This is a genomic window from uncultured Butyricimonas sp., from assembly GCF_959596855.1.
Classification (GTDB): Bacteria; Bacteroidota; Bacteroidia; order Bacteroidales; family Marinifilaceae; genus Butyricimonas; species Butyricimonas muris.
Map to the genome: position 1 here is coordinate 64,877 of NZ_CAUFYA010000017.1, position 24,470 is coordinate 89,346.

A 24,470-nucleotide genomic window follows, 5' to 3' on the forward strand; every position below is an offset into this window, starting at 1 on the left:
GGACTAAAAAAGGGACTGTTTTTCAGCCCCTTTTTTCTTATTTCACTTCCTCGAAATCAACGTCGGTTACTTCTTGATCTTTACCACCATTGTTCGGTTGTTGTTCCGCGTGAGGTGCACCTTGTTGTTGTCCGCCGGCTTGTTGTTGGGCGTTATACATCTCTTGTGATGCAGCTTGGAACACGTTGTTCAATTCATCGATTGACGAGTTGATTGCGGCAACGTCTTGAGCTTTGTGAGCGTCTTTCAGTTTCTGCAAAGCGGCTTCAATCGGTTGTTTCTTGTCCGCAGGCAATTTATCTCCAAACTCTTTCAATTGCTTTTCGGTTTGGAAGATCATACTGTCGGCTTTATTGATCGTGTCGATACGTTCCTTTTCAATTCGGTCAGCTTCGGCATTGGCGGAAGCTTCGTCTTTCATTCTCTTGATATCTGCGTCCGAAAGACCGGATGATGCTTCGATACGGATAGATTGTTCTTTTCCGGTAGCTTTATCCTTGGCAGATACTTTCAATATACCGTTGGCGTCGATATCGAAACTTACCTCGATCTGTGGTACACCGCGCGGGGCTGGTGGTAGACCGTCCAAGTGGAAACGTCCGATTGTCTTGTTGTCTTTTGCCATGGGACGCTCTCCCTGCAATACGTGGATCTCTACTGACGGTTGGTTATCGGCAGCCGTTGAGAATACCTCTGATTTCTTGGTCGGAATGGTCGTGTTGGACTCGATCAATTTGGTCATCACGCCACCTAACGTCTCGATACCCAAAGAAAGCGGGGTTACGTCAAGTAACAGCACGTCTTTTACCTCTCCGGTCAATACACCACCTTGGATAGCGGCACCTACTGCCACCACTTCGTCCGGGTTTACACCCTTTGACGGGGCTTTGCCGAAGAACTCTTGTACCTTTTTCTGGACAGCCGGGATACGGGTAGAACCACCTACCAGAATCACTTCGCTAATCTCGGAAGCGCTGATGTTAGCGTTTTTCAAGGCACGGCGACATGGTTCGATCGTGTTTTGCACCAGTTGGTCGGTCAGTTGCTCGAATTGAGCTCTTGTCAATGTTCTTACCAAGTGTTTGGGCATCCCGTCTACCGGGAAAATATACGGCAAGTTGATTTCCGTTGACGTGGAACTTGACAATTCTATTTTCGCTTTTTCTGCCGCTTCTTTCAGACGTTGGTGAGCCATCGGGTCTTTCCGGATATCCACGCCTTCGTCTTTCTTGAATTCGTCTGCAAGCCAGTTGATGATTACGTCGTCGAAGTCATCACCACCCAAGTGAGTATCACCGTCGGTTGATTTTACTTCAAATACTCCGTCACCCAATTCAAGGATAGAAATATCGAAAGTACCACCACCCAAGTCGAAGACAGCGATTTTCATGTCTTTGTCTTGTTTATCCAACCCGTAGGCCAAAGCGGCAGCCGTCGGCTCGTTGATAATACGCTTAACCGTTAATCCGGCAATCTCTCCGGCTTCTTTTGTGGCTTGACGTTGAGCGTCATTGAAATACGCGGGTACGGTGATTACCGCTTCCGTAACTTCCTGCCCCAAATAGTCCTCGGCGGTTTTCTTCATTTTCTGAAGAATCATCGCGGAAATCTCTTGCGGAGAATATTTCCGGTCACCGATTTCGACACGCGGGGTGTTATTGTCACCGCGTACCACTTTGTAAGCTACCCGGTTAATTTCTTTTGCTACTTGATCATAGGTTTCACCCATGAACCGTTTGATAGAATATATTGTTCTCGTCGGGTTCGTGATCGCCTGACGTTTCGCGGGGTCACCTACTTTTCTTTCGCCATTGTCAACGAAAGCGACGATAGACGGTGTCGTTCTCCTTCCCTCACTGTTAGGGATCACCACGGGTTCGTTACCTTCCATTACGGCAACGCAAGAGTTCGTGGTTCCCAAATCTATACCAATTATCTTTCCCATATTGTTTAATATTATAATGTTATTATTTTCAATACTTGTTTTTCGTTCTTTGTCCTCGAATAGTTTCAAGAACATTAATCTTTTATCAAACGGTGTGCCAGCCGGAAAATTGGAATATTTAATGACATGATTACTGACAGAACGTCACGATTTGTCATAGATGAGGCTTGGATATAGAATTGATCCTTGTAACGTTCTGTCCGGTTTGTCATGTTATCTTTATGACGATGCAATCTGAGGCTTGCGGGAAGCTGTTTTCTTACCGGAAAGTAAACTTTCTCGGTTTTTTGTCATTCCCTTAAAATGTTATTGTGTTGAATCCCAATACAATATTCGATGTAGTTCCGATGTAATAAGGGATCAAAGACGTTACACCTTCGATACAAAGACGTTTCAAAGACGTTCGTGAACGTCTTTGAAACGTCTTTGTATCGAAGATGCATTGAAATAGAGATACTTATACATGGGCAGTATATCGGAAATGCCTAGGTATTAGATGCTTGTCATGTTTTTGGAAGGTGATAAAAATATGCATATTAAATACTTTTTAAGAATGATGTTTGCTATAAAGTTTTTTATTATATTTATCCCCTTAGAAGAGATTCAATCAGGCTAGAAGATAATATAACTTGTTGTGTAAAAGAAATTATAGTGGAAGAGAACGTGAACAAAGCTATCCAAGTGATTGGTTTTAGCGGAAATACAGATTTTCATGAATCCCTCTTGGGTTCGGGTAATGACTTGCGGAGTAACTTTGTTTTGTTGAGGTCGGGATGTAGTCATGAAGAGTTCTTGAAGACACTTCAGAACGTGGATGCTGACGAGGTCATGTTGGTCGATCTTGACCGGGTGGCGGTAAATACTTTGTCAACTTTTGTGCAGGCATATCGTAAGTCATGCCGGAAAGAGCATTTGTATTACGTGTCGGGACAAAAACGGAAATTATGGTTCGGTTTTATGGATGTGGCATTGTGGAGAGGGGATCGGGTAATCACGGATTCTCCGGTATTGATCGGGCAGAAGTCTTTGTTCATGAGATCATACGCCGGGCAGGATTTGGACGATAACCTGTTGCGGGCGGTAAGTTACAGTTTGCAGAAAGCATACGTGAAATTCAGTCGTTTGGAGACAACGGTCACTTGGAAGGAAACAACTGCGACTTCTAATCCGGCTGTCAACTATTTGTGGCGGGTACCGTTTCAATTTCTGGTATCCGGTCGTTTTTTTACCACGTTGTTCGATTCCGGTAATCGTGCCCGACGGGATATGGTCTATCGTATGCTGATGTTGCTTTTCGGGATATTCGTGTTTTTCTATATGCCTTACGTGAGCAAAGATTACGGTATTAGTGGCGATGAGTTTGTAGACCACCGTCATTCCGGTTACGTGTTGGATTATTTCATGAAAGGGGATAAGGCGGCTCTAAATCAACCGAAAACGGCGTTACATCTTTACGGGAACTCGATGCAGGTCGTGGCGGCTGTTGTGGCAAACGTGATCGGTGCGGATGACGTGTACGCCGTGCGGCACGTGGTATGTGCCTTTGTCGGGGTGCTGGGGGTTATCGTTATCGGACTGATGGGATTGCGTTTCGGGGGTGGGTTATGCGGTTTGCTGTCCATGTTGATGCTTTTCTTCTCGCCGCGTTTTTTCGGGCATAGCATGAATAATTTGAAGGATATACCTTTTGCCGTGGGATATTTGGTTGCTATATTTTATTTTGTCCGGTTGTTCGATCGTTATCCCGTGATAAAACTGCGTCACGTCATTGGTGCCGTGTTGGGTATCGCTTTGGCATTGGGGACTCGTTCGGGAGGTTTGCTCCTGTTTCCTTATCTGGTGATGTACGGAGGTTTATTCTATATCCTTTGGGTAGGTTTCAAGGAATTTTACAAATTCTTGAAATACCGGAAAGAGGTGGAGAATATCCTGTTTCTTATCGTGATCGTGTTGTTTGTCGGCTATTTCTTGTCTATTGTCACGTGGCCTTTTGCCATGGCTCGTCCTTTCACGAACGTGGTCTTTTCTTTGAAGGAGTTCACGAATTATAATATCGGGTTGCGTACCATATTCGAGGGACAACAGATGATGTCCAATATGTTGCCCGTGCATTATGCCCCGAAATACTTGATGATCGCATCGCCGCTGGTGGTGGTGATCGGTTTCTTCGGGTACTTTATTTTTATGGTTTCGAGGAAGAAAGAGTTTTCATTACTCTCTTTCTTTATCCTGTTTTCACTGGTGTTTCCCGTGTTCTGGGTGATTTACCAGAAATCGAATTTATATGGCGGAATCCGGCATTTGTTGTTCGTTATGCCGTTCATGGTGTTGCTGGCTGCCCGTTTCTGGACATTGTTGCTGTCTGTGGCTCCCAAATACCTGAAACTCGTGTCGGCGTTCGGGTTTATCGGTTTGCTTTTCCTGCCGGCACGGCATATGGCAGTGAACCACCCGAACGATTACGTCTATTTTAACGAACTGGTAGGAGGGGTGAAGGGTGCTTATGGTGATTACGAAACAGATTACTATTATAATTCTTTGAAAAAAGGAGTGGATTGGTTTAAGGCGAACGTGGATTACAAGGGACGTCCGGTCACGATCGTCACGAATCACAGTGCCAATTTGCAACACTATTTCCGGAAGGATACGAACGTGACGGTGATTTACAGCCGATATTACGACAAGTATAGTAAAGATTGGGATTATATGATATTCGGTAACGTGTATATCAATAGTTACCAGTTGAAGAACGGGCTTTTCCCCGTGAAAGAGGGATTCCTTCATTCCGTGGATGTGGATGGTTTGCCCATGTGCGTGATCGGGGAACGTACTTCCAAAAAAGATTACGGGGCGATATTGTTGGAAAAGGAAAAGAAATACGCGGAAGCCGAGGCGGAACTGGAGGATTATTTGAAAGCCCACCCGTGGAACGAGGAGATGTGGATGCGGTTGGCGAGAATGTATTACAGTGCGCACAAACACGAGGATGCCTTACGTTGTGCCGGGGAGGCGTTGAAATGGCAGCCTCAACTGATGGACGCGTTGAATATAAAGGCTCTCAGCGCGTTGGAGTTGGGACGTTATGCCACGGCGCATCAGGCTGTCGATGGTATGTTGGCTCAGAATGACGTGGCTTCTTCGTCCTATTATTTGAAAGGATTGATTTATTACACTGAAGGGAAGGATAAAGAAGCCCTCGATCAAGTGAATAAAGCGTTGCGTTATAACGGACGTAACGATCAGGCTCTGGCGTTAGGTGGTGATATTCTGAAACGTAACCGGAGTTACGCGAAAGCTATTGAAACGTACGAAAAGGTGGTGCGGGCAAAGAAAGCGGACGAGAAGGTATTGCTTTCATTGGCAGAGTGTTATTGCCGGGTGAAGAACTACAAAATGCTGGAACAGGTTACAACCTTGCTGCACGAGCAGGGACGGGATAAGGTTACTTTGCGGAAGATTGAGATACGGGCTTTCTTGCAACAGAAAAAGTCGGCGGAAGCACGTGAATTGTTACTGCAAATGAAGGACGTGAAAGAGGATAGCGAGTTGATGTTGCTGTGGGGATTGTACGAATTGACAGAGGGGCGGCGTGCTTCGGCGTTGGAATACGCGAAGAAAGCCACGGAACTTGATCCTCACGATTGGGAAGCCTCGGAATTGCAGAATGTACTGTCCAAAGGGGGCGACATCCGATTATAAAAAGAGACGCGATGAAAAAAATATGTATTATAATACCTTGTTATAACGAATCCCAACGTTTGGAAGTATCCAAATTCCGTGATTTCGTGAGGCACGACGAGAGATTTGATTTCTGTTTCGTGAATGACGGGAGTAAGGATAACACTTCCGAGGTTTTGCGTCGGGCTGTAGCCTCGGAACCGGAACGGTTCCTGCTGGTGGATAACGCCGACAACCGGGGAAAGGCGGAAGCCGTGCGGAGTGGCATGCTGTACGCGGCTTCGTTGGGACGGTACATGGCGATAGGCTTTTTGGATGCCGATTTGGCTACCCCGTTAGAGGATTTGCATTTGCTGTCGGAAGAGATGGAGTATAAGCAGGGGGTACAGATGGTGATGGGAGTCCGGTTGAAACGGTTGGGGGCAAACGTGCAGCGTAAAGCGTATCGTCATTACTTGGGGCGGGGATTCGCCACGTTGGTTTCCGTGCTGTATCAGCTTCCCGTGTATGACAGCCAATGCGGGGCGAAATTATTTAAAAGCGAGTTGGTACCCGTGATTTTTAAAGATAGTTTTAATTCCAAATGGCTCTTTGACGTGGAACTGATTTTGCGGGTACGGAAGGAGCATGCCGACTACGACAAAATCATTCACGAGGTGCCTCTCGACACGTGGGTGGAGAAAGGGGATAGCCGTATAAAGTTCACCCATTTATTGAAGATGCCGAAGGAGTTGTTTAATATATACTGCCAGTACATGGCGAAATGAAAATCAAAGATATTCCGGGTGTCTTTTTAACCAGACGACAGCGTAAGAGCAAGTCGCTTTGGGTTTCAACTCGTTGGCTTTCGCGTATTCATAGGCGGCTTCGGTCAATGCCCCGGCTATGCCTTGTCCCTCTAATGCCGGGGGTACAAACGTGTGGATGATATCCAGACTACCGTCGTGTAAATAATATTCCGCGTAGGCTGTCATGCCTCCGATTTCGATTTCAAACCGCTGTTTGTTGGGATAGTGAGTGATTTTGTAATTCATAAGTTCTTTTTTATCGTGTACGAAAGTAATAAAAAGAATGTTATGGTTCATTTTTTTATTCTATATTTGAAAATAAAACAATAAAACAGAATGATATGATAGAAGCACCGGAAGCAGTTTGTTTGGCAAGGCAATTGAATGAAACGATCAAAGGGAAGCGTGTTACTTATGTATTGGTGCGTCACACGCCGCATAAATTCACTTTTTCTTGTGGAAACCCGGACGAGTATCCCGAAATGTTGCAAGATAAAATCGTGGGAGAGTCATGTGCTTACGGGGGAATGGTACAGGTAAACGCGGGGGATGTAAAACTTGTGTTCACGGATGGGGCGAATTTACGTTATTACGCACCGGGGGCGAAATTGCCGGACAAACACCAGTTGCTCGTGGGATTCGAGGATGAAAGTTGTATCATCGTTTCCGTACGCATGTACGGGGGAATACTTTGTTTCGCGGGCGACTCGTTCGATGGCGGGTTGAACGCCTATTACAGTTGTGCCAGAACAAAGCCGCAAGTGATGTCGGATGCTTTTACCAAGGAGTATTTCTTGGGATTGATTAACGCCGGGGACGTGCAAAACAAGAGCGCTAAAGCATTTCTGGCGACGGATCAGATGATTCCCGGTTTGGGAAACGGGGTGTTACAGGATATCCTGTACAATGCCCGTGTTCATCCGAAAACGAAGATCGCTACTCTATCCGTGCGGCAGCGGGAAGAATTGTATCATCACGTGAAAGAAACCACGCGTGAAATGCTTGAGAAAGGTGGTCGTAGCTCGGAGAAAGATTTGTTTGACCGGAAGGGAGGATATATTTCTTATTTATCCAAAGATACGGTCGGGACTCATTGTCTTCGTTGCGGCGATACGATATTGAAAGAAAATTACATGGGAGGAAGTATCTATTATTGTAACACCTGTCAGAAATACTGATACTTAAATTCGTTCTATATGAGAGCGATAGAGTGTGTGCGAAAAGCTACTATCCGGGATATTCCTGCCTTGAAACAGTTATTCCGGGAAACCGTCTTGTCAGTGAACAGACAGGATTACACGGCAGAAGAAGTGGCAGACTGGGCTTCCTGCGGGGAAAATGACGAACGTTGGGAGAAGATCGTGTATTTTTATTACACTTTGATGGTAGAAGATGAGGACGGTCATGTGTTGGGATTTGCCGCGCTGTCGGCAAATGGATATTTGAATTCCATGTTCGTGCATAAAGATTTTCAAGGGCAAGGTATCGCTTCAACCCTGTACGGTTTTATGGAGAGAAGAGCCCGTGCCTTGAAAGTATCGGCAATCACTGCTGACGTGAGCCTCACGGCTTATCCTTTTTTCCGGAAATTGGGGTTCGTGGTGGAGAAAGAACAGAGTTACCCTGCCAACCGTCTATTCCTGAAGAATTACAAGATGGTAAAATACTTGGAATATGATGAAGAATAAATAGGTGATATTATATTAAGTGGTGTTTGTAGAGTAGAGGATATTTCATATATTTGCATATATTATTGAGTAAAAATACTCATTCCATTGAGTAAATTGTTATATATGTATAAAAGAGAGCAGTATCAGATTATAAAACAGCGAATAGAGGAGTCAAGGCATTTCTTGCAAGTTGTATTGGGACCTCGGCAAGTCGGAAAGACAACTGTTGTCAAACAAGTTCTAAAGGATTTGGATATTCCGTTCCAAATCTATTCTGCAGATAATGTTCCGGCCACTCAAGTGTCTTGGATATCCGATTGTTGGAACACGGCTCGAGCTCAAATGCGTGTAGAAAAATATGTTGAATTTGTTTTAGTGATTGATGAAATTCAGAAAATAAAGAATTGGAGTGAGGTTGTAAAGAAGGAGTGGGATGAGGATACATTTAATGATATAAATATTAAAGTTCTTCTTCTTGGTTCTTCGCGGGTGCTTCTGGAAAAAGGATTATCGGATTCAATGATGGGACGTTTTGAGGAAATTAGAATGACTCATTGGTCTTATCCCGAGATGCGGGATGCTTTTGGTATGACGTTAGAGCAGTATATCTTTTTTGGAGGTTACCCGGGTGCAGCATTTTTGATTGATGATGAAGAACGTTGGAGTCAGTACATAAATAGTGCAATTATTGACGCTACAATTAATAAGGATATTTTGTATGATTCTCCGATAGGAAAACCCGCTCTGTTACGACAGGCTTTTGAATTAGGTTCATCTTATTCCGGGGAAATAGTTTCATTGACGAAGATGGTCGGAGCGTTACAAGATGCTGGTAATACAACAACTTTAGCCAGTTATCTGAATTTGCTCGGGGATAGTGGACTACTTGGCGGATTACAAAAATTCACGATTGACCATTCTCGTCAGCGGGCAAGTGCTCCGAAATTTCAAGTCTATAATAATGCTTTGAAAAATATTTACGGAGATCTGACTTTTAAGGAAGCTGTTATAAATAGTAAAGAATGGGGACGTATTTTTGAATCGGCAATTGGAGCTCATATTATTAGTAACGCTTTTATTGGTGGATATAAAGTTTTTTATTGGCGGGAACGTGATAAGGAAGTTGATTATATTCTTCAGAAAAAAAGTCGTATTGTTGCTATAGAAGTGAAGAGTAACAGAGAAAAGTATAATGCCGGACTTGAGGAAATTCGGAAAATGTATAATCCTTATATGACTATGGTTGTGGGAGATGGAGGAATGAAAGCCGAGGATTTTTTAAGTATTAATCCTACAAAATTATTTGAATAATTAACGGAGAGTCTTTGCTGTATTTTCCTGTTCAAAGGAATACCCGTTGGAGAAGACCAGTTTATCTTTCCAACGGGTATTTTTGTGTGAGTTTACAGTATGTTGCCTGATAAACTCGTGTTTTTTTATCTATTGTGATCTTTCAAGATTACATCGTGAGCGCCGCCTTCCACGATACTGGTAGATGAAACCAGCGTGATCTTGGCGTTTTTCTGCAATTCGGGGATAGTGGTTGCCCCGCAACTGCACATGGTCGATTTGATCTTTCCGATGGTTACGTCCAGATTATCTTTCAATTTTCCCGCGTAGGGAACGTAACTATCCACTCCTTCCTCGAATTTCAAGGATTCGCTGCCGCCCATGTCGTAACGTTGCCAGTTGTGCGCGCGGTTGGAACCTTCGCCCCAGTATTCTTTCACGTAGTTGTTTCCCACCATTAATTTTTTGGTGGGGGACTCGTCGAAACGGGCAAAGTAACGTCCCATCATCAAGAAGTCGGCACCCATGGCAAGAGCCAATACCATGTGGTAATCGTGTACCAGACCACCGTCACTGCAAATAGGCACGTAAATACCGGTATCCTCGAAATACTTGTCACGGGCTTTTGCCACGTCGATAACGGCAGTCGCTTGTCCGCGTCCGATACCTTTTTGCTCGCGGGTGATACAGATGGAACCGCCACCGATACCTACTTTGATAAAGTCCGCTCCGGCTTCAACCAGATAACGGAATCCGGCTTGATCTACCACGTTTCCGGCTCCCACGAGTACTTTGCCGTTGTATTCTTCCTTGATCCATTGCAAAGTTTCTTTTTGCCACTCGGAGAATCCGTCGGACGAGTCGATACACAACACGTCTACTCCTGCTTCCACGAGGGCGGGAACCCGCTCTTTGTAATCCCGTGAATTGATACCCGCACCGACAAGTAATTTCTTGTCCGTCATGTTCAACAGTTCGTTCGGGTTATCCTTGTGGCTATCGTAGTCTTTGCGGAACACGAAGTAAGCCAGCTTCTGGTCTTTGTCTATGATGGGCAATGTATTCAGCTTGTGATCCCAGATGATTTGGTTCGCTTCGCTGAGAGTCATACCTACTTCTCCCACGGTTAGTTTGGAGAACGGGGTCATAAACTCTTTTACTTTCCGGTCTTTCGGGTCTTTCTCCCCGCGGTAATCCCGGCTGGTTACCAATCCTAGCAATTTGCCGTTCGGGGTACCGTCGTCAGTCACTCCCATGGTGGTGTGTCCCGTCCGTTTCACGAGAGCCAGCACGTCAGCCAAGGTGGCTTCCGGGGTGATGTTCGAGTCGCTGGTAACGAATCCGGCTTTGAATTTCTTTACCTTGCGAACCATTTCGGCTTGCGATTCGATGGGTTGCGAGCCGAAAATGAATGACAATCCGCCGTTACGGGCAAGCGCTATCGCCAGTCCCGAGTCGGAAACCGACTGCATAATCGCGGAAACAAAAGGAATATTCAGCTCGATAGCCGATTTTTCGCCTTTTTTATACTTCACCAAAGGTGTTTTCAATGAAACATTGGTAGGAATACACTGTTTCGTGGTTAAACCGGGAATAAGCAGATATTCTCCGAAAGTTCTTGATACATCGTCCAAATAGATTGCCATAGAGTTTATCTTTATACGAATTGATTAAAAATTGGGCAAAGATAGTAAAATCCGCCGAATAATTAGGGCGCATGTAAGGTTATTTTTTATCGTGTCTTGATTTCACTGAAAATATACCGTATTCCTAGGGTAGTAATACCTCACGTTACTTACAAGTCGCTTCGCTCGCGCTTGTTTCGCCCTTGGGGAAGGGGGCTGTAACGGGGGAATACCCGTGCTGTGACTGGGATGAGGCAGTATCACTTTAGGATTACCGTGGGAACTCTGGAGATATTTAGTGATTTTGGAGAAATTCGTTTCACGGATTTGGTACTGTCGTGTCTATATTTGTGAATTTTTTGTACCTTTGATTCAAATTGATTATTTATAGTGTGGAATTATTGTGGATAAGTATTTTAATTCAAAAAAGTTATGTCGTGGAAAATTATTTTTATCGGGTTTATTTGGATTTATTCGACATTATGTGCTGTTGGGCAAGCAACTCCACTGGTACATGGGACATTGACAGATAAGAGGTTTTGGAAAGGCTGCTTGATTAAAATGATTGTCGCGGATACGGTTTACCAATCTATAAATGTCGATAGTACAGGTAGTTTTCGGTTTTGGTTTCCTGCACCTACCCGAGAGTATGAAGTGGAGGTTTATTGCGTGAATAATTGTATTCCTGATATTAAATATAAGATATACCGGAGTGGGAATGTGGATTCCATATGCGTGAATATTACGTTCGATGATATAGTACGTTCTTTGGAAGGGGAGAAGGGGCGCTGTGATACATTATATTATGTGGGTTGTCCGGCTTATCAAGACAGTTTTTTACGTTTGGTCGGGTTAAGGTATGGTTTACTTTATATTAATATCGGGTGCATGGGAAATGTTGAGGACGAAAGACGTATGAATCGAGAAGCCGTAGCAAGGATTAATAAACGTTTGGGGAGGGATTGGGATAAAATATATTGGCATGAAGTGACTGAACGGGATAAGTTCCAAAGAAATAGAGAATGAATTTTGTTATGATGTTTATCCGTTGGAATGTCGAGCCGGTGGCTTTTACGGTATTAGGGGTGCCGATTATGTACTACAGCCTGCTGTTTATTGCGGGGACAGTGTTGTCCGTGTGGATATTGAAGCGGGTGTACGAGAGGAACGGGATGCCGTGGGAACATTTACAGGTGTTGGTGGTGTTGAGTTTGGTGGGTTTGTTTCTCGGGGCGAGGATAGGACATTGTTTGATTTACGAGTATGATTATTACTGGAAACATCCGTTGGAGATCTTTTTGCCTGTCAGGGAATTGCCGGGAGGAGGCTACGTGTTTTCGGGCTACGAGGGGATGGCGAGCCACGGGGGAGCGCTGGGGTGGATTGTGGCGTTGGTGATTTATTCCCGGGTAACGGGGGAGAAGATTATTCGAACGTTGGATGCGATTGCTTTGGTGTTGCCGTTGGCGGCTTGTTTCATACGGTTGGGAAATCTGGTCAACTCGGAGATTGTCGGGACGGGGACGAGTGTGCCTTGGGCTTTTGTTTTCGAACGGGTGGATGGTGTACCCCGGCATCCGGCACAGTTGTACGAGGCGATGGCGTATTTGGCTATTTTCGGGGGAAATATGTTGCTTTACCGGCGGGTGGGGTTGAGGCGTTACCCGGGGATGTTGTGGGGAGGGATGCTCGTGGCGGTATTCTGTGCCCGTTTCCTGTTGGAATTTTTGAAAGAGCGTCAAGTGCCTTTCGAGGAACAGATGTCATTGGATTTGGGACAGGTGTTGAGTATTCCTTTTATTTTCGCGGGGATGCTGTTTTTGTTATTCGCTTGGCGGGTAAGTCGTGGAAACGGTTAGTTATTCTTTTCCCGCTCTTGGGGCTATGGATTCGCTACCTCAAGAGGGCATTATGAATATAGCATAAACACATCATGAACGCAGATTTACGACTATGCTACGTTCATGATACGTTTATGCTACGTTCATGAGGGCAGGAAGGGGTAGGGAAAGGGTAGGGGTTAGTATGCCAATCGCACGTTGTCTACCCAGAATTTGTTACCGACGGAGCCGATGTACGCTTCCCCGTAGCTGGAGGAGATGCGGAAGACGAGATGAGTCGGTTGGTCGTCAGCGTCCCCCCAGCCTACTTCCTCGATAGGTACGGATTTGCCTTTGCTGTTGATGCAATAGAGGGATTGTTCCTTGGGAATCAGTTGCATGAAAGGTTTGTAGCCCGGTTGTCCGGTGGCGTTGCCGTACAGGATTTCCAGCCTGTGGTTGTTTACCCAGTCGGGGTTCGTTTCCGAAATACGTTCTACCACGGTGCCGACGCGTTTGGCGAACACGTTGCCGTTGGCATCTTCCCAGCGTTTTTGCAATATCACGTATATCTCGGCGGAGTCACGCCCGGGGACGTTCACTATTTTACTGAATCCCGTGGCTTTAATCCGGTGGTCGGTTTCCGGGATGTACATTTTATAATCGAGTACGACGGCTTTCGGGGTTTCCGTGAAAGGGATTCCGGCGTTCAGTTTGCTTTGCGGGTTTTTGGTATCCTTGATGGGTTCCAGCATTTCCCCGAGGTAAATGGTACCCGGCACGAGTACGGTGATATTCACGAGTCCCAGCACTTTGCAGTTTTCCATGAGTGTTTCGAGGCGCACGCATTGTCCGTCACCTCTTTTCTCCGGGAACACGGAGATGCTGCATTTCGTGACACCGCTGACTTTTGCCATCACGTTGGATGTACGCCAAGGGGATACGGGGGAACTGTTGTACGGAACGGCACCCCGAATGGTATCTACCGGGGCAACCTCGTAAAGGATTTTCGTGTTTCCGCCGATAACGAATGATTCGTCGATGATTCGGACCATCCAACTGTTGAAATCCCCGTAAGGAATCAGTTTCTCCGTGACCGGTGGGGCTGTTTGGGCTATACCGTTCATACTCGTTCCCAAGATGATGCCTAGACATAAAGTCTTTATCGCTTTACTGTATACCAATTTCTTCATTTTACTTTGTTTTCTATTGTTCGAATATCTTTTACGGCGGATAAACCTTTAGGTTGTCATGCAAGAAGTATGCCGATATAATTGAAAATTGAAAAATGAGAATTGAAAATTAGCTTCGCAAGTTTGAAATTAAGAAGAACAAGCGAGAAGTATTCCGGCAAACATGTATACCGACCTATCGGGTTAAGGCCAATTCAAGGGCAGGTAAAGAGTAGGTTAAGTGTAGCAAGGGTTGAGAGTTTGTCATGCCACTAATTAAAAATTATGGCAATTTTAAACTCGTGAAGCTAATTTTCAATTTTCAATTCTCCATTTTCAATTGTAAGTGTACCCCGTTTTTGTCGGTTGTTCGTTATGCTTTCGGGAGATTGCAAGAGGGAGGAATACATGGATGATTTGTATAATGAATAAAAGAATGTTTGTATGAAAAATTGGTATGTAATGTTGTTCTGTTGTATGTGCTTGTGTGGAATGGTGCAAGGGCAGGAAACGGTATGGACGAAGAAGAATTTGCCTCATGATTGGCATTTGAGGTCTGTCGAGAAGGACGGGATACACGGGGCAGCCGTGTATGATGCTTACGATTATCTGAAAGGACGTGAGCCGAAGCGGCGGGTTGTGGTGGCAGTGATAGACGGTGGGGCGGATATCGCGCACGAGGATTTGCGGGGGAGTTTGTGGGTAAACGAGGGTGAAATTCCGGGTAACGGGATTGACGATGACGGGAACGGGTACGTGGACGACGTGCATGGATGGAATTTTCTGGGAACTCCCGATGGGGGTACGGTAAAGACGATATCGGCGGAAGCGGACCGGTATTATATGTATCTGAAAAAGCGTTTCGAGGGGGTGGACACGAATCGCTTGTCGAAGAAAGATAGGGCTCTTTATTGTTATTACGTGAATGAATTGCCCAAAATATCTGAATTGGCCGATGCTTATAACACTTATATAAACGTGAAGACTTATTCGGAACGTATGGACGGGTTCGATCGGCAGTTGAAGGAAATGCATCCCGGCGTGGAGTTGGGCAAGGAGCATTTTGTCGCCTTGGGCGAGAAGTTGGAGAACGCGGCGGATAAGGAGGCGTTTGAATATTATCTTGATCGTTGGAAATATTCTCCCAAGTATAACTGGGAGCAGATGTTGAATTTGCGGCATACGCTTTTGACGACTTTCGAGGGACGCTATAATAGTAAACTCCGGGCTTACGAGGCGGACGGGCGGAAGAGCGTGGGGGATGACCTGAATAATATCAAAGATCGTTTCTACGGCAATGCCACGATGACGCCTCACGAGCATGGATCTCACGTGGCGGGAATCATCGGCGCAACACGGAATAACGGGGTAGGTATTGATGGGGTTGCCGACGTGCGGTTGATGAGCCTGCGTGTGTGTACGGACGGTGGCGACGAGTATGACAAGGATGTTGCCACGGCTATCCGGTATGCGGTGGAGAACGGGGCTAATATTATCAATATCAGCTTGGGACGTTCTGTTTCCATGCACAGGGAATGGCTGGACGCGGCTCTTCGGTTCGCGGAAAAGAAAGGGGTGTTGGTTGTGCATGCGGCAGGGAATAACGGTCGTTGCACGAATGATGCTTATGATTATCCGACAAGGTATTTGAGTAACGGGAAGACGGTGTCGAATTTGATTAACGTGGGTAACTCTTACGCGGACGGGATGCCCGTGAACAGTTCCAATTTCGGTAAGGATGAGGTCGATTTGTTCGCGCAGGGGGGAGCTGTTTATTCCACGATCGTGGGGAATCAGTACAAGGAGTTTACCGGAACAAGCATGGCGGCTCCCGTGGTGGCGGGGGTGGCAGCCCTGATTTGGAATTACTTCCCGGAATTGAGCGTGAAGGAGTTGAAACAGGTGTTGCTTGATGGGGTTACATCCCGGAGAGGGGTGGAGGTAACCCGTCCCGCGGGGATTAAGGCTCTGGGAAAAGACAAGGTGTATTTCGAGGATTTGTGTGCTTCCGGGGGAATATTGAACGCCCTCGGATCGGTGAAATTGGCAGAAAAATTGTGTAAAGAGAAAAAATAGAAGGATGAAGAAAAGAATTTTTATTTTAACGGGTGTGACGATAGTTATCGCTTTCGTTATCACAATCTTGTATTTTGGAAAAGGTGAAGAAGGTGAGGTCGTTTGTGATACGACGACCTTGGTGGGAGTTTACGAGGGGGAAGCGACGTTAGATATACCGGAGAAGATTAGGTCTATGGCGAAGGATTCCAATGGCAATTCTTTGATTCCCGACGGTTCTATTCCTTGCAAGGTGGCGATCGGAACGGACGGGGAAGGAAAAGTCGGGCTCGAGTTGGTAGGGTTCAAAATGCCCGTGGAGGGAGTGGAGATGAAAGCGATACCGTGTAGCGTGACCCTGCTTGACGGGGCTTTTCGGCTCGCGGGGGATGGAAAAGTGGACTATGGCGGACAGAAGTTTTCTTATTCCCACAAGGGAAAAATGAAAGACGAGGAGTTGGAGTTGAGCGCGACATTGACGATCATCCCTTTCGTGATAGAACCGAAAGTCATATTCAAAGGAAGAAGAATGATTCCGTGATTGTCGATTTCAATCTAAAATCGTAAATCATAAATCTAAAATCAATTCGTTCTCCACCAGATGCAGTAGATGGCGAAGCAGGCGATAGTGAGCAAGCCCGTGTAAATGATGACTGACGTGTGAGTCATATTACACGGGCGTTTTACTAAAGCCCTGTTTTCTTGGTAATGCAGAACGGAGGCGATTCCGTTTACGCGGAGGCTGAAACGATAGATGCCGTAAGTGATGAAACCTGCCGCGAATCCTACCGCGGTGCCGAAAAGCAGATCACCGGGATAGTGTACTCCCACGTAGATGCGCGTGTAACAGGTGACGATAGCCCAAAGCATGAAAAAGGTGGTGACAGCTCTGTTTTTGAACAGTAGCATCGTGAAACACGCCAAAGCGAACGTGTTGGCGGCGTGACAAGAGGGGAATCCGAATTTTCCGCCCCGACGACCCTTGACGAGGTGTACAATGTCTGCGATCTCCGGGTTGCGGGAAGGGCGGGGACGCTCGAATATCGGTCGCAATATGGAACTGCAAGTCTGGTCGGCAATCAAGATCAGTAGCGCGAACATGATCGCTGTGAAAATAGCCAAGCGCGGGTTGAAATTGCGGCACAACACGTACAGGATTGACGCGTACAGGGGTATCCATACCAGTTTTCCGGTGAATATATACATGAACGAGTCTAGATAGGGCGTGTGCAGGGCGTTGAGCGCCAAGAATATAGTTTGGTCTAGTGATTGCAGGGATTCTAACATGGCACGAAATATTTATATGATAGCTTACTTTGGCAAATATACTGAAAAATGCTACATTTGCCAGAAGAGAGTTTATAAAGTTTACACATGATATTGTTCCCGAACGCGAAGATTAATATAGGACTTTATGTCACGGAGAAAAGACCGGATGGTTTTCACAATATAGAAACCGTGTTTTACCCGATAGACTTGCGTGATATTCTTGAGATTCACGAGGTGAAGGGAAGCAAGGGAGTATGCTCGTTCACTTCGACGGGCATCCCGATTGATTGTGCCCCGGAGAAGAATCTGGTCACGCGGGCGTACTACCTGTTGGCGGAAGAACACGGGTTGCCTTCTGTCGATGTACACCTGCACAAAGTTATTCCTTACGGAGCCGGTTTGGGAGGTGGGTCTGCCGATGCCGCTTTTACGCTGGTGGGGTTGAATAGATTGTTCGCTTTGGGGTTGAGCGAGGGACAATTGATGGCGTACGCGGAGCGGTTGGGAAGTGATTGCGCCTTTTTCGTGAGGAACCGACCGGTGTTTGCTTTCGGGAAGGGTGAGTTGATGGAAGCCGTGGACTTGTCGTTGGCTGCTTACTCGATGGTGCTCGTGAAACCGGACCGGGGTGTATCCACGCCGGAAGCCTACCGGGGAATTGTACCGTGTGCCGCTATGTTTGATTTGCGGGAGATTGGAAAGTTGCCCGTGAGAGAATGGAGCGAGGTGATTCGGAATGATTTTGAAGGTTCGGTTATTCCTAAAGTCCCGGAGATCGGGGAAATAAAAGACCGTTTGAAGTCCTTGGGGGCTCTTTACGTTTCTATGACCGGGAGCGGATCGGCAGTGTATGCGCTGTTTGATAATCCCGTTGACATCGAAAAAGAGTTCCCGGGATGTTTCGTGTGGCAGGAGAAAAAGGGTTTATAAGGTTCATAAAGTTTGTAAAGTTCATAAAGTTGATAGCCTCCGCAGGATGCTTTGTCGACGCTAGCATAAGTTGTCGTTAGACATTGTCCGAAGGACACCCGCTACTTTATAAACCTTATAAACTTTACGAACTTTATAAACTAAAGAAATCTCGTTCCGTTTCTATTTCACGAAAGCGTAAATGAACGAAGATATTCCCGCGAACATGAAACTGAGTCCTGTCCAGATAATAATGTTGAATATCCCGAATACGGGGAAGAAAACAATCATGAACGAGAATATGAGGGTGATGATGCCCGCGGTGAGTATCCATCCCCATCCCCTGACTCTTAAGGAGGACATCTCTATGGACTCGGAGATGAAATCTATACTCTTGAACATGAGGATAAATCCAACGATGTAGGGGAGTATGTCTTCGGCTATCGCGGGATGGAGCAGTAAAACAAAACCGATCACGAGGTCGAGTAACCCGATAAACAGGCCCCATCCCCAGTTGCGGGAGCTTCCGCCCACGAAGGCGTTCAGCACTTCGCTGATACCGAGCACGATGATCATAATACTAAAGTACATTGCCAGTCCGAAGTAAGACACGGCAGGGTGGCGAACGATACCTACCCCGAAAACGAACAGCACGATGCCCAAGATTAGGTATAACCATCTGAATCCTTTAGGTCCGGCTGTTGTAGTTGCAGTTCTTGTTGTCATATCTCTTAATTTTTAGTTTAGTTCATATCCTTTATATGTGAAAAGCTTCGGAAAAGTTGTTATATTGCCTTGAAAAATGCATAACTTTATGGACGGGGATACGTTTCACGATTTAAAACGAGGTTATGAAAAGAGGATTATTGATATTGATGTTGTTTTTGGTAAATTACACGATTATGGCACAGAAGAAAGAGTTGACGGCAGACGAGAAACAAGTGATACTTCACAAGGCGACGGAACGTCCGTTCACGGGTAAATATTATGATTTTAAGGCAAAGGGTACGTATGTTTGCAAACAATGCGGGGCTCCGCTGTATCGTTCGGAAGATAAATTCGATTCCCGTTGCGGTTGGCCGAGTTTTGACGACGAGATAAAGGGGGCGGTGAAACGGGTGCCGGATGCGGACGGAAGACGCACGGAGATCGTGTGTGCTCGTTGTGGGGCTCATCTCGGGCACGTGTTCACGGGTGAGGGATTCACTTCCAAGAATACCCGGCATTGCGTGAACTCTATTTCAATGGAATTTGTACCTGCCGACGAGTTGAAGGTGGATACAGCCGTGTTCGCGGGCGGATGTTTCTGGGGAGTGGAGTATTACATGAAAAAAGCTCCCGGGGTGCTTGTCGTGGAGTCCGGTTACACGGGAGGTACCGTGGAAGATCCTTCATACGAGGAGGTATGCGAAGGGGGAACGGGGCACGTGGAGGCTGTACGGGTGTTGTTCGATAAGTCGAAAACGGATTACGAGACGTTGGCAAAACTCTTTTTTGAGTTGCACGATCCGACGCAATTGAACCGGCAAGGACCGGATTACGGGGAACAATATCGTTCGGAGATATTTTATAACAGTCCGGAACAAAAGGCTATTGCCGAGAAGTTGAGCCGACAATTGAAGGAGAAAGGATATGATGTAGTGACAAAACTCACTCCGGCATCTGTTTTCTGGGTTGCCGAGGATTATCATCAGAATTATTACGGGCGAAAAGGAACGCTACCGTATTGCCACGGGTACACGAAAAGATTTAATTAATTTTAGATTTAATGATTTTCTTCCTGTAAGTACCACGTCCAGCCGTTGATGATGACACTTATACTTAACCACGCATTGGTGGAGCCGGAAAGGTAAAATACCACGTCGTAGGCGTCCTTGCGATCCAAATATTCTTGGTCGCCCCATTTGTTTTTATGTTCTTCATGACGGAGCAGAAGGAAAAAATCGGTCAGGTCTACGTTGAACAAGGTAGCGCCTGTGTTTTTGTCTTTTACTGTAAAATTATTCAGACGGTCGGTCATCAGCCGCATGGTGTTGAGTTCGATAACGCCCGTGGTGGCAGAGGACTGGTTTATATGATAAGGTTGATAACTCAGAACATCGTCGGGCTTCAGAGCATTGTCATGCCCCATGTATCCGTTCGATTCGGAGAGTTCGTACGTGTAGTCATTCACGTCGAAATTGCTCGTGCCCAGATTCTCGAACACGAAACGGATTGTATTCGTATTCTTGATCAGGTTGATGGTTGTCGAGGTGTTCTCAATCCCGGTAAAGTCCACGTCGGCTAATTCCCCGTACCAGAGGGGTTCAACTTGTTTGTTCACGACGAGTGATGCCTCGCGTTTCAACTTGAGTTCTATTTCGGTGAAGGTCGATACGCCGGGTTCGAGGTTGGTTACCTCGTATGAGTCGTGTACTCCCGCCCATGCTAGGAGTTTGTATTGTCCGATGGGGAGAAACAATTCCATGCGGTAGTCGCCGGTTGTCAAGGGAGTGCCTTCCTCGGATTGCATGAATAGAAACTTGCCCTCTTCGTCAAACACGTATAGGTCCACTTTATCGACCTGCGTGTGGAACGCGTCGGTGGAGAGCATGTTATAGTCGTACTTGAACCGAACAAGTAGGCGACATTCTTTAAGGTCTTCCCGAATACTGTCACAGGAATGGAATATTCCCGGGATGATTACTAGAATACCTAATGCTATTTGACGTAAGAGATTTTTGAATTTCATTTTTCTGTCTTTCTATTGTTATTAAAGGAAACGCACGTTTGGGTGAATTAAGTATGGGACGAATCCCATACTTAATTTTACGCGTAGAACGCTTATAGGTTTTCTTCTTGAGTATACCACGTCCACGGGTTAACACCGATTTCGATAGCTAACCAATATTCAAACTCATCCTTCTTGTCTGGATCCGGCTCCGGAATGATCGGGTAACCCGGGTTGTTGAAGGAGTTAACTTTGATGTCGTACATAGAGTTACGAACCACACCGAATTCTCCGAATTCATTGTTGGCGCCGTTATTGTCGTTATCGTGTTTGATAGCGATCGGGTAGTAACTGATACCGGATTTGTAGTATTTTACAATTTCGTCTGTATCCATATCTGCACCGTTAGCAACAACGCCTGCTTTTTGGTTTTCAAATGCTTGTACAAGATCTGCTACCGATGTACCGGTGAGGTCATTCGGGATAACTACTTCCTGTACGTTAGCAACTCCCTTGCCTACGAGATATTTCAAGTATTTGTTGAAAGCGGTAGTCACATTTGTCACGTATCCTGCCGGATTTTTGTCTTGGTACTTTTTCGTCAATTCTTCTTCAATCCATCCCAACATCACGGTGTAGGTATAGAAACCGCCATTGATGTCCATCCAGTCATTGTTGCTTTTTTGTACATCTGTTATGGTGCCGCCAACCTCTTTGTACTTGGGTAGGTAAGTTGCTTTCAGCAATACTTGAGTCGTGTAAGCATAGGTGTTGTCCTCTTTGCGTTGGGTATTTTCCGCGCAGTATTGTGGTTTTCCACCTAGATTAGGATCTACCGCATCACAGGGAGAGATCCAAGTAATAGAGCCATTATCCACGTCTGTTTGTGTGAAATATTTGTATTGCTCGTCAAAAACTGCTGACGGGTAAGGAATGTTCGTGTGATCGAAGTTCGGGTCAATACGGTATGTACCTAAGCTGTATTCATCAAGCGTCGTGGGTGTGTCAAGGAAAGTTTTAACTCTCTCGGATACTGGATAGTACCATTTGTTCGTGAGGTTTATAACCCAGCTTGCGTCTCTAACTTGAAAGGCTTCCGCGGAGGTGTAGCTTACGAATACGCGTACTTTTGATACAACACGGTCTACGTTGATTTTCATGGCATTACCAGCTGTTTCTGCATCAACTTTGTTCGTGAACAACGGTAAACCGGCAGCGGGAGAACCATCATTTAATGAAGGTTCCAAACCACCTTTGGCGTTGGTCATCATAAATTTGTTGTCCGTGTAGATGTCCGTATGTACCGCAAGAGCAGCGTTTACCGTGGCAAAAGGTTGTCCTTTGGTGAAAGTCGGGAAATTGCTGGGCGGGTTTACCACAACCAATATCGATTTTGATTTGTCCGAAACAAGGAACGCATCACTAATATTGGAAGAGTTGAGTGTGATTTTCTTTACATCTGTTACCACGCTTGTTGCATCATATCCATTAAAGAAAATAGCTAAAACTTCTTGAGCTTCCGTTTCCTCGGGACTCGTGGAAGGATAAGTGTCATCCGGCATAGGGTTGGTTATCGCACGTCCCAGATTACTGGAGCTGCTTATTCTAAGTGTAGTCCACGCTTCTCCCTCGGGGGCGATGTCGTCGCCGTCGGGTCCGCTTTTGTCGTCGCTACATGCTGTAAATGCAGTGAAAGCTAACGCTGCAAATACCAAAGTAAAAAATTTGTTCATTCTTTTCATTTTACAAATTGATTAAGATGTGATTAATAATTGATTATTTATTCCTTTTTTCTATTTCAATAGCATTGGCTTTTTTTCTTGCCAACTCTTCTAAGTTCTGCTTGGCAACTTCCAGCCCGTTGGCGGCAGCTGTTTGCAGATAAGTTTCCGCTCTCTCGTAATTTCCTTGCAATAGGGCGAGTACGCCCATGGCGTTGTTATATTCTGCCGGATAGTTCTCCGGGGTTATTCTATTCAAGTAGCGCTCTGCCAATACCATATCATTACGTGTGAGCGCGGAGATTGCGGCATTCAAGTTGGCAATCTCGTCTTTCGGGAAGAGTCTGACGGCTGTTTCGAACACGTCGACAAATTCTTGTGAGCCGTACTGGTAGGTATTTGCCACCAAGAACATCTCGTTCAAGCTCAAGTCTTGCGGTCTTGTCAGTATAACTACTTTCGCTTCTTCAACATCGAAGTTCTTCACGTTGTAGTCCACCTTGCAGATGGCTACACGCAGACTCGGGTAGATGGTGCGCAACATGTGACGGTAGGGGACACCTCCAGCCAGTTTTTTCAACTTGTCTTTTCTCTCTGCCGAGGATGGCGTGTACTCGATGATGTCGAGTATCTGGTTCCTGTATTCCATGTGTCCTGCTTCAACAGCTTTTACAAGGCCTGCCCAGTTTTCTCCCCCGAAAGAGATATGATATATGTTACGCGGGAAGTCGTACTGCGTGGCAAGGTAATTTGCCAAAGCCTTGGAACGTCCTTCCGACAAGCGTTGATTTCCTGCCAGTGTTCCTTCCGGTGAAGCGAATCCCGTGATGTCCAGACGATTTATCGTGATATTCGGATCGTCTTTTATGTCATTGATCATGTTACGTATCTTTGCCAATTCTTGGGGATTGTTCATGTAGTAGGGGCGGATCACGGTTTGATTGACCTCGAAATCGAGGAAACATTCGGCGTGAATCTCCCGACGTTTGATCTCTTCTCTCGGTGGTTGGATGTACACGAGATAAGGGGTAACAATATACTCTTCAACAGGCGGCGTCGGGTCGAGAAGACGTTCCACTCGCATCAATTCCGTGTCACCGCACCCGCATTCGTCGTATTGCATATCGAGGGCGGCGTATGCCATCCATGATTCGTAGGGGAGGGTGTAACGGTAGTTCAATGTTCCGTTTTTCTTCTTGCTAACTTTCTCGATCACGTATGCTTTGTCCGTGTCTACCCGCGGATTGTAACCGATAAGAGCCAGTTTCCGTTCGTACGACAGGTATTCGTCCCGTCCCTTGAAGGATACTTTCGGTAGATTGTACGTCCGTTCCGGGGTAACCAGTTGCGGGATCAAGTCCATTCCATGTGCCGACTTGACTTTCAAGTCGTCGAAAATGAAATCTATGTCCACGTGAAGTAAGTTGCCCGCTTGTTCCATCCGTACGGCTTTCACGAGCACATTTCCTGTATAAGAACGGGTTTGTGCCGCGGAATGGGATATACCCACTTGGAATATCACAAGTATTGCCGTTATGTATTTTATTATCCTGTTCATCACTTTCCTTTATTTTATGAGATACACCAATGAGATTCCGACTTTCGTGGGACCGAAATAGTTCTTATGCCCGCTTTTCACTTTTAGTCCGCAATCCGCACAAGGGTATTTGTCATATTTGATATGAGCGTACCCGACCCCGACGGTAGCTTCTATACTCCAACGTTTCTTTAGTATCCACGAGCGCCCGAAGCTGAATCCCGCGCCATACAGTTCACCCTGATAGCGGTGGTTCTGCATGTTCTTGCTGATAAACGACC

21 protein-coding genes are annotated in these 24,470 nt (G+C 45.9%); 11 read left to right on the forward strand and 10 right to left on the reverse strand.

The features are described 5' to 3' along the window. Positions 1-37: 37 nt before the first annotated feature. A complete protein-coding gene (gene dnaK, locus Q5866_RS09510) occupies positions 38-1,945 on the reverse strand; it encodes a molecular chaperone DnaK (RefSeq protein ID WP_186976571.1) in 1,908 nt (635 codons plus the stop codon). Between the two features lie 651 nt (positions 1,946-2,596). On the opposite strand from dnaK, the gene Q5866_RS09515 reads away from it, so the two are divergent. Next, a complete protein-coding gene (locus Q5866_RS09515; RefSeq protein WP_303179945.1) occupies positions 2,597-5,644 on the forward strand; it encodes a tetratricopeptide repeat protein in 3,048 nt (1,015 codons plus the stop codon). An 11-nt stretch (positions 5,645-5,655) separates the two neighbouring features. After that, on the forward strand, positions 5,656-6,390 hold the full coding sequence (locus Q5866_RS09520; RefSeq protein WP_099293229.1) for a dolichyl-phosphate beta-glucosyltransferase: 735 nt from the start codon (positions 5,656-5,658) through the stop codon (positions 6,388-6,390). 3 nt (positions 6,391-6,393) lie between these two features. Here the strand turns inward: Q5866_RS09520 and Q5866_RS09525 are convergent, their stop codons facing one another. Further along, on the reverse strand, positions 6,394-6,657 hold the full coding sequence (locus tag Q5866_RS09525) for a GNAT family N-acetyltransferase (RefSeq protein WP_099294667.1): 264 nt from the start codon (positions 6,655-6,657) through the stop codon (positions 6,394-6,396). Positions 6,658-6,752: 95 nt separating this feature from the next. Between Q5866_RS09525 and Q5866_RS09530 the strand changes: the two genes are divergently transcribed. The 3 genes from Q5866_RS09530 to Q5866_RS09540 all read left to right on the forward strand — a co-directional run bounded on the left by Q5866_RS09530 (position 6,753) and on the right by Q5866_RS09540 (position 9,392). Further along, complete coding sequence (locus tag Q5866_RS09530) at positions 6,753-7,589, forward strand: endonuclease VIII (RefSeq protein ID WP_186976575.1); 837 nt, start codon at positions 6,753-6,755, stop codon at positions 7,587-7,589. Positions 7,590-7,607: 18 nt separating this feature from the next. After that, positions 7,608-8,099, forward strand: coding sequence for a GNAT family N-acetyltransferase (locus tag Q5866_RS09535; protein WP_186976577.1), 492 nt, complete (start codon positions 7,608-7,610; stop codon positions 8,097-8,099). 105 nt (positions 8,100-8,204) lie between these two features. Next, positions 8,205-9,392, forward strand: a complete 1,188-nt coding sequence (locus Q5866_RS09540) for an ATP-binding protein (protein WP_186976579.1) — start codon at positions 8,205-8,207, stop codon at positions 9,390-9,392. Positions 9,393-9,517: 125 nt separating this feature from the next. On the opposite strand, the gene Q5866_RS09545 is transcribed toward Q5866_RS09540, so the two are convergent. Further along, positions 9,518-11,017, reverse strand: a complete 1,500-nt coding sequence (locus Q5866_RS09545) for an IMP dehydrogenase (RefSeq protein ID WP_186976581.1) — start codon at positions 11,015-11,017, stop codon at positions 9,518-9,520. A 411-nt stretch (positions 11,018-11,428) separates the two neighbouring features. On the opposite strand from Q5866_RS09545, the gene Q5866_RS09550 reads away from it, so the two are divergent. Together Q5866_RS09550 and lgt are read left to right on the forward strand one after the other, a co-directional pair. Next, positions 11,429-12,022 (forward strand): hypothetical protein, encoded by a 594-nt coding sequence (locus tag Q5866_RS09550; protein WP_303179946.1) that lies wholly within the window; start codon positions 11,429-11,431, stop codon positions 12,020-12,022. Further along, positions 12,019-12,855, forward strand: coding sequence for a prolipoprotein diacylglyceryl transferase (gene lgt, locus Q5866_RS09555; RefSeq protein WP_303179947.1), 837 nt, complete (start codon positions 12,019-12,021; stop codon positions 12,853-12,855). Before Q5866_RS09550 ends, lgt begins: the two co-directional genes overlap by 4 nt. Before the next feature lie 161 nt (positions 12,856-13,016). Here lgt and Q5866_RS09560 read toward each other — a convergent pair whose 3' ends face one another. Then, positions 13,017-14,009 (reverse strand): PCMD domain-containing protein, encoded by a 993-nt coding sequence (locus Q5866_RS09560; RefSeq protein WP_303179948.1) that lies wholly within the window; start codon positions 14,007-14,009, stop codon positions 13,017-13,019. 423 nt (positions 14,010-14,432) lie between these two features. Between Q5866_RS09560 and Q5866_RS09565 the strand changes: the two genes are divergently transcribed. Further along, the gene (locus tag Q5866_RS09565) at positions 14,433-16,064 is read left to right on the forward strand and encodes a S8 family serine peptidase (protein ID WP_303179949.1); all 1,632 of its coding nucleotides are present in this window, start codon (positions 14,433-14,435) and stop codon (positions 16,062-16,064) included. Positions 16,065-16,068: 4 nt separating this feature from the next. Beyond that, positions 16,069-16,584 carry a hypothetical protein gene (locus Q5866_RS09570; protein ID WP_303179950.1) on the forward strand — a complete coding sequence of 172 codons (516 nt, stop codon included), beginning with the start codon at positions 16,069-16,071 and terminating at the stop codon, positions 16,582-16,584. A gap of 41 nt (positions 16,585-16,625) precedes the next feature. On the opposite strand, the gene Q5866_RS09575 is transcribed toward Q5866_RS09570, so the two are convergent. Beyond that, on the reverse strand, positions 16,626-17,330 hold the full coding sequence (locus Q5866_RS09575) for a phosphatase PAP2 family protein (protein ID WP_303179951.1): 705 nt from the start codon (positions 17,328-17,330) through the stop codon (positions 16,626-16,628). 87 nt (positions 17,331-17,417) lie between these two features. Between Q5866_RS09575 and ispE the strand changes: the two genes are divergently transcribed. Further along, positions 17,418-18,242, forward strand: coding sequence for a 4-(cytidine 5'-diphospho)-2-C-methyl-D-erythritol kinase (gene ispE / locus Q5866_RS09580; protein ID WP_303179952.1), 825 nt, complete (start codon positions 17,418-17,420; stop codon positions 18,240-18,242). 162 nt (positions 18,243-18,404) lie between these two features. Here the strand turns inward: ispE and Q5866_RS09585 are convergent, their stop codons facing one another. After that, on the reverse strand, positions 18,405-18,947 hold the full coding sequence (locus Q5866_RS09585; RefSeq protein ID WP_099293195.1) for an HdeD family acid-resistance protein: 543 nt from the start codon (positions 18,945-18,947) through the stop codon (positions 18,405-18,407). A gap of 125 nt (positions 18,948-19,072) precedes the next feature. On the opposite strand from Q5866_RS09585, the gene Q5866_RS09590 reads away from it, so the two are divergent. Further along, positions 19,073-19,978, forward strand: coding sequence for a bifunctional methionine sulfoxide reductase B/A protein (locus tag Q5866_RS09590; RefSeq protein ID WP_303179953.1), 906 nt, complete (start codon positions 19,073-19,075; stop codon positions 19,976-19,978). 8 nt (positions 19,979-19,986) lie between these two features. Here Q5866_RS09590 and Q5866_RS09595 read toward each other — a convergent pair whose 3' ends face one another. From Q5866_RS09595 to Q5866_RS09610, 4 genes are all read right to left on the reverse strand, one after another. Then, on the reverse strand, positions 19,987-20,952 hold the full coding sequence (locus Q5866_RS09595; protein WP_099293193.1) for a FimB/Mfa2 family fimbrial subunit: 966 nt from the start codon (positions 20,950-20,952) through the stop codon (positions 19,987-19,989). A gap of 92 nt (positions 20,953-21,044) precedes the next feature. Further along, on the reverse strand, positions 21,045-22,664 hold the full coding sequence (locus tag Q5866_RS09600; RefSeq protein ID WP_303179954.1) for an Mfa1 family fimbria major subunit: 1,620 nt from the start codon (positions 22,662-22,664) through the stop codon (positions 21,045-21,047). A gap of 43 nt (positions 22,665-22,707) precedes the next feature. Beyond that, positions 22,708-24,210: a DUF3868 domain-containing protein gene (locus tag Q5866_RS09605; protein WP_303179955.1), complete on the reverse strand. Its 1,503-nt coding sequence runs from the start codon at positions 24,208-24,210 to the stop codon at positions 22,708-22,710. Positions 24,211-24,219: 9 nt separating this feature from the next. Continuing rightward, positions 24,220-24,470, reverse strand: a 251-nt coding sequence (locus tag Q5866_RS09610) for a DUF3575 domain-containing protein (RefSeq protein ID WP_303179956.1), incomplete at its 5' end; no start/stop codon positions are given.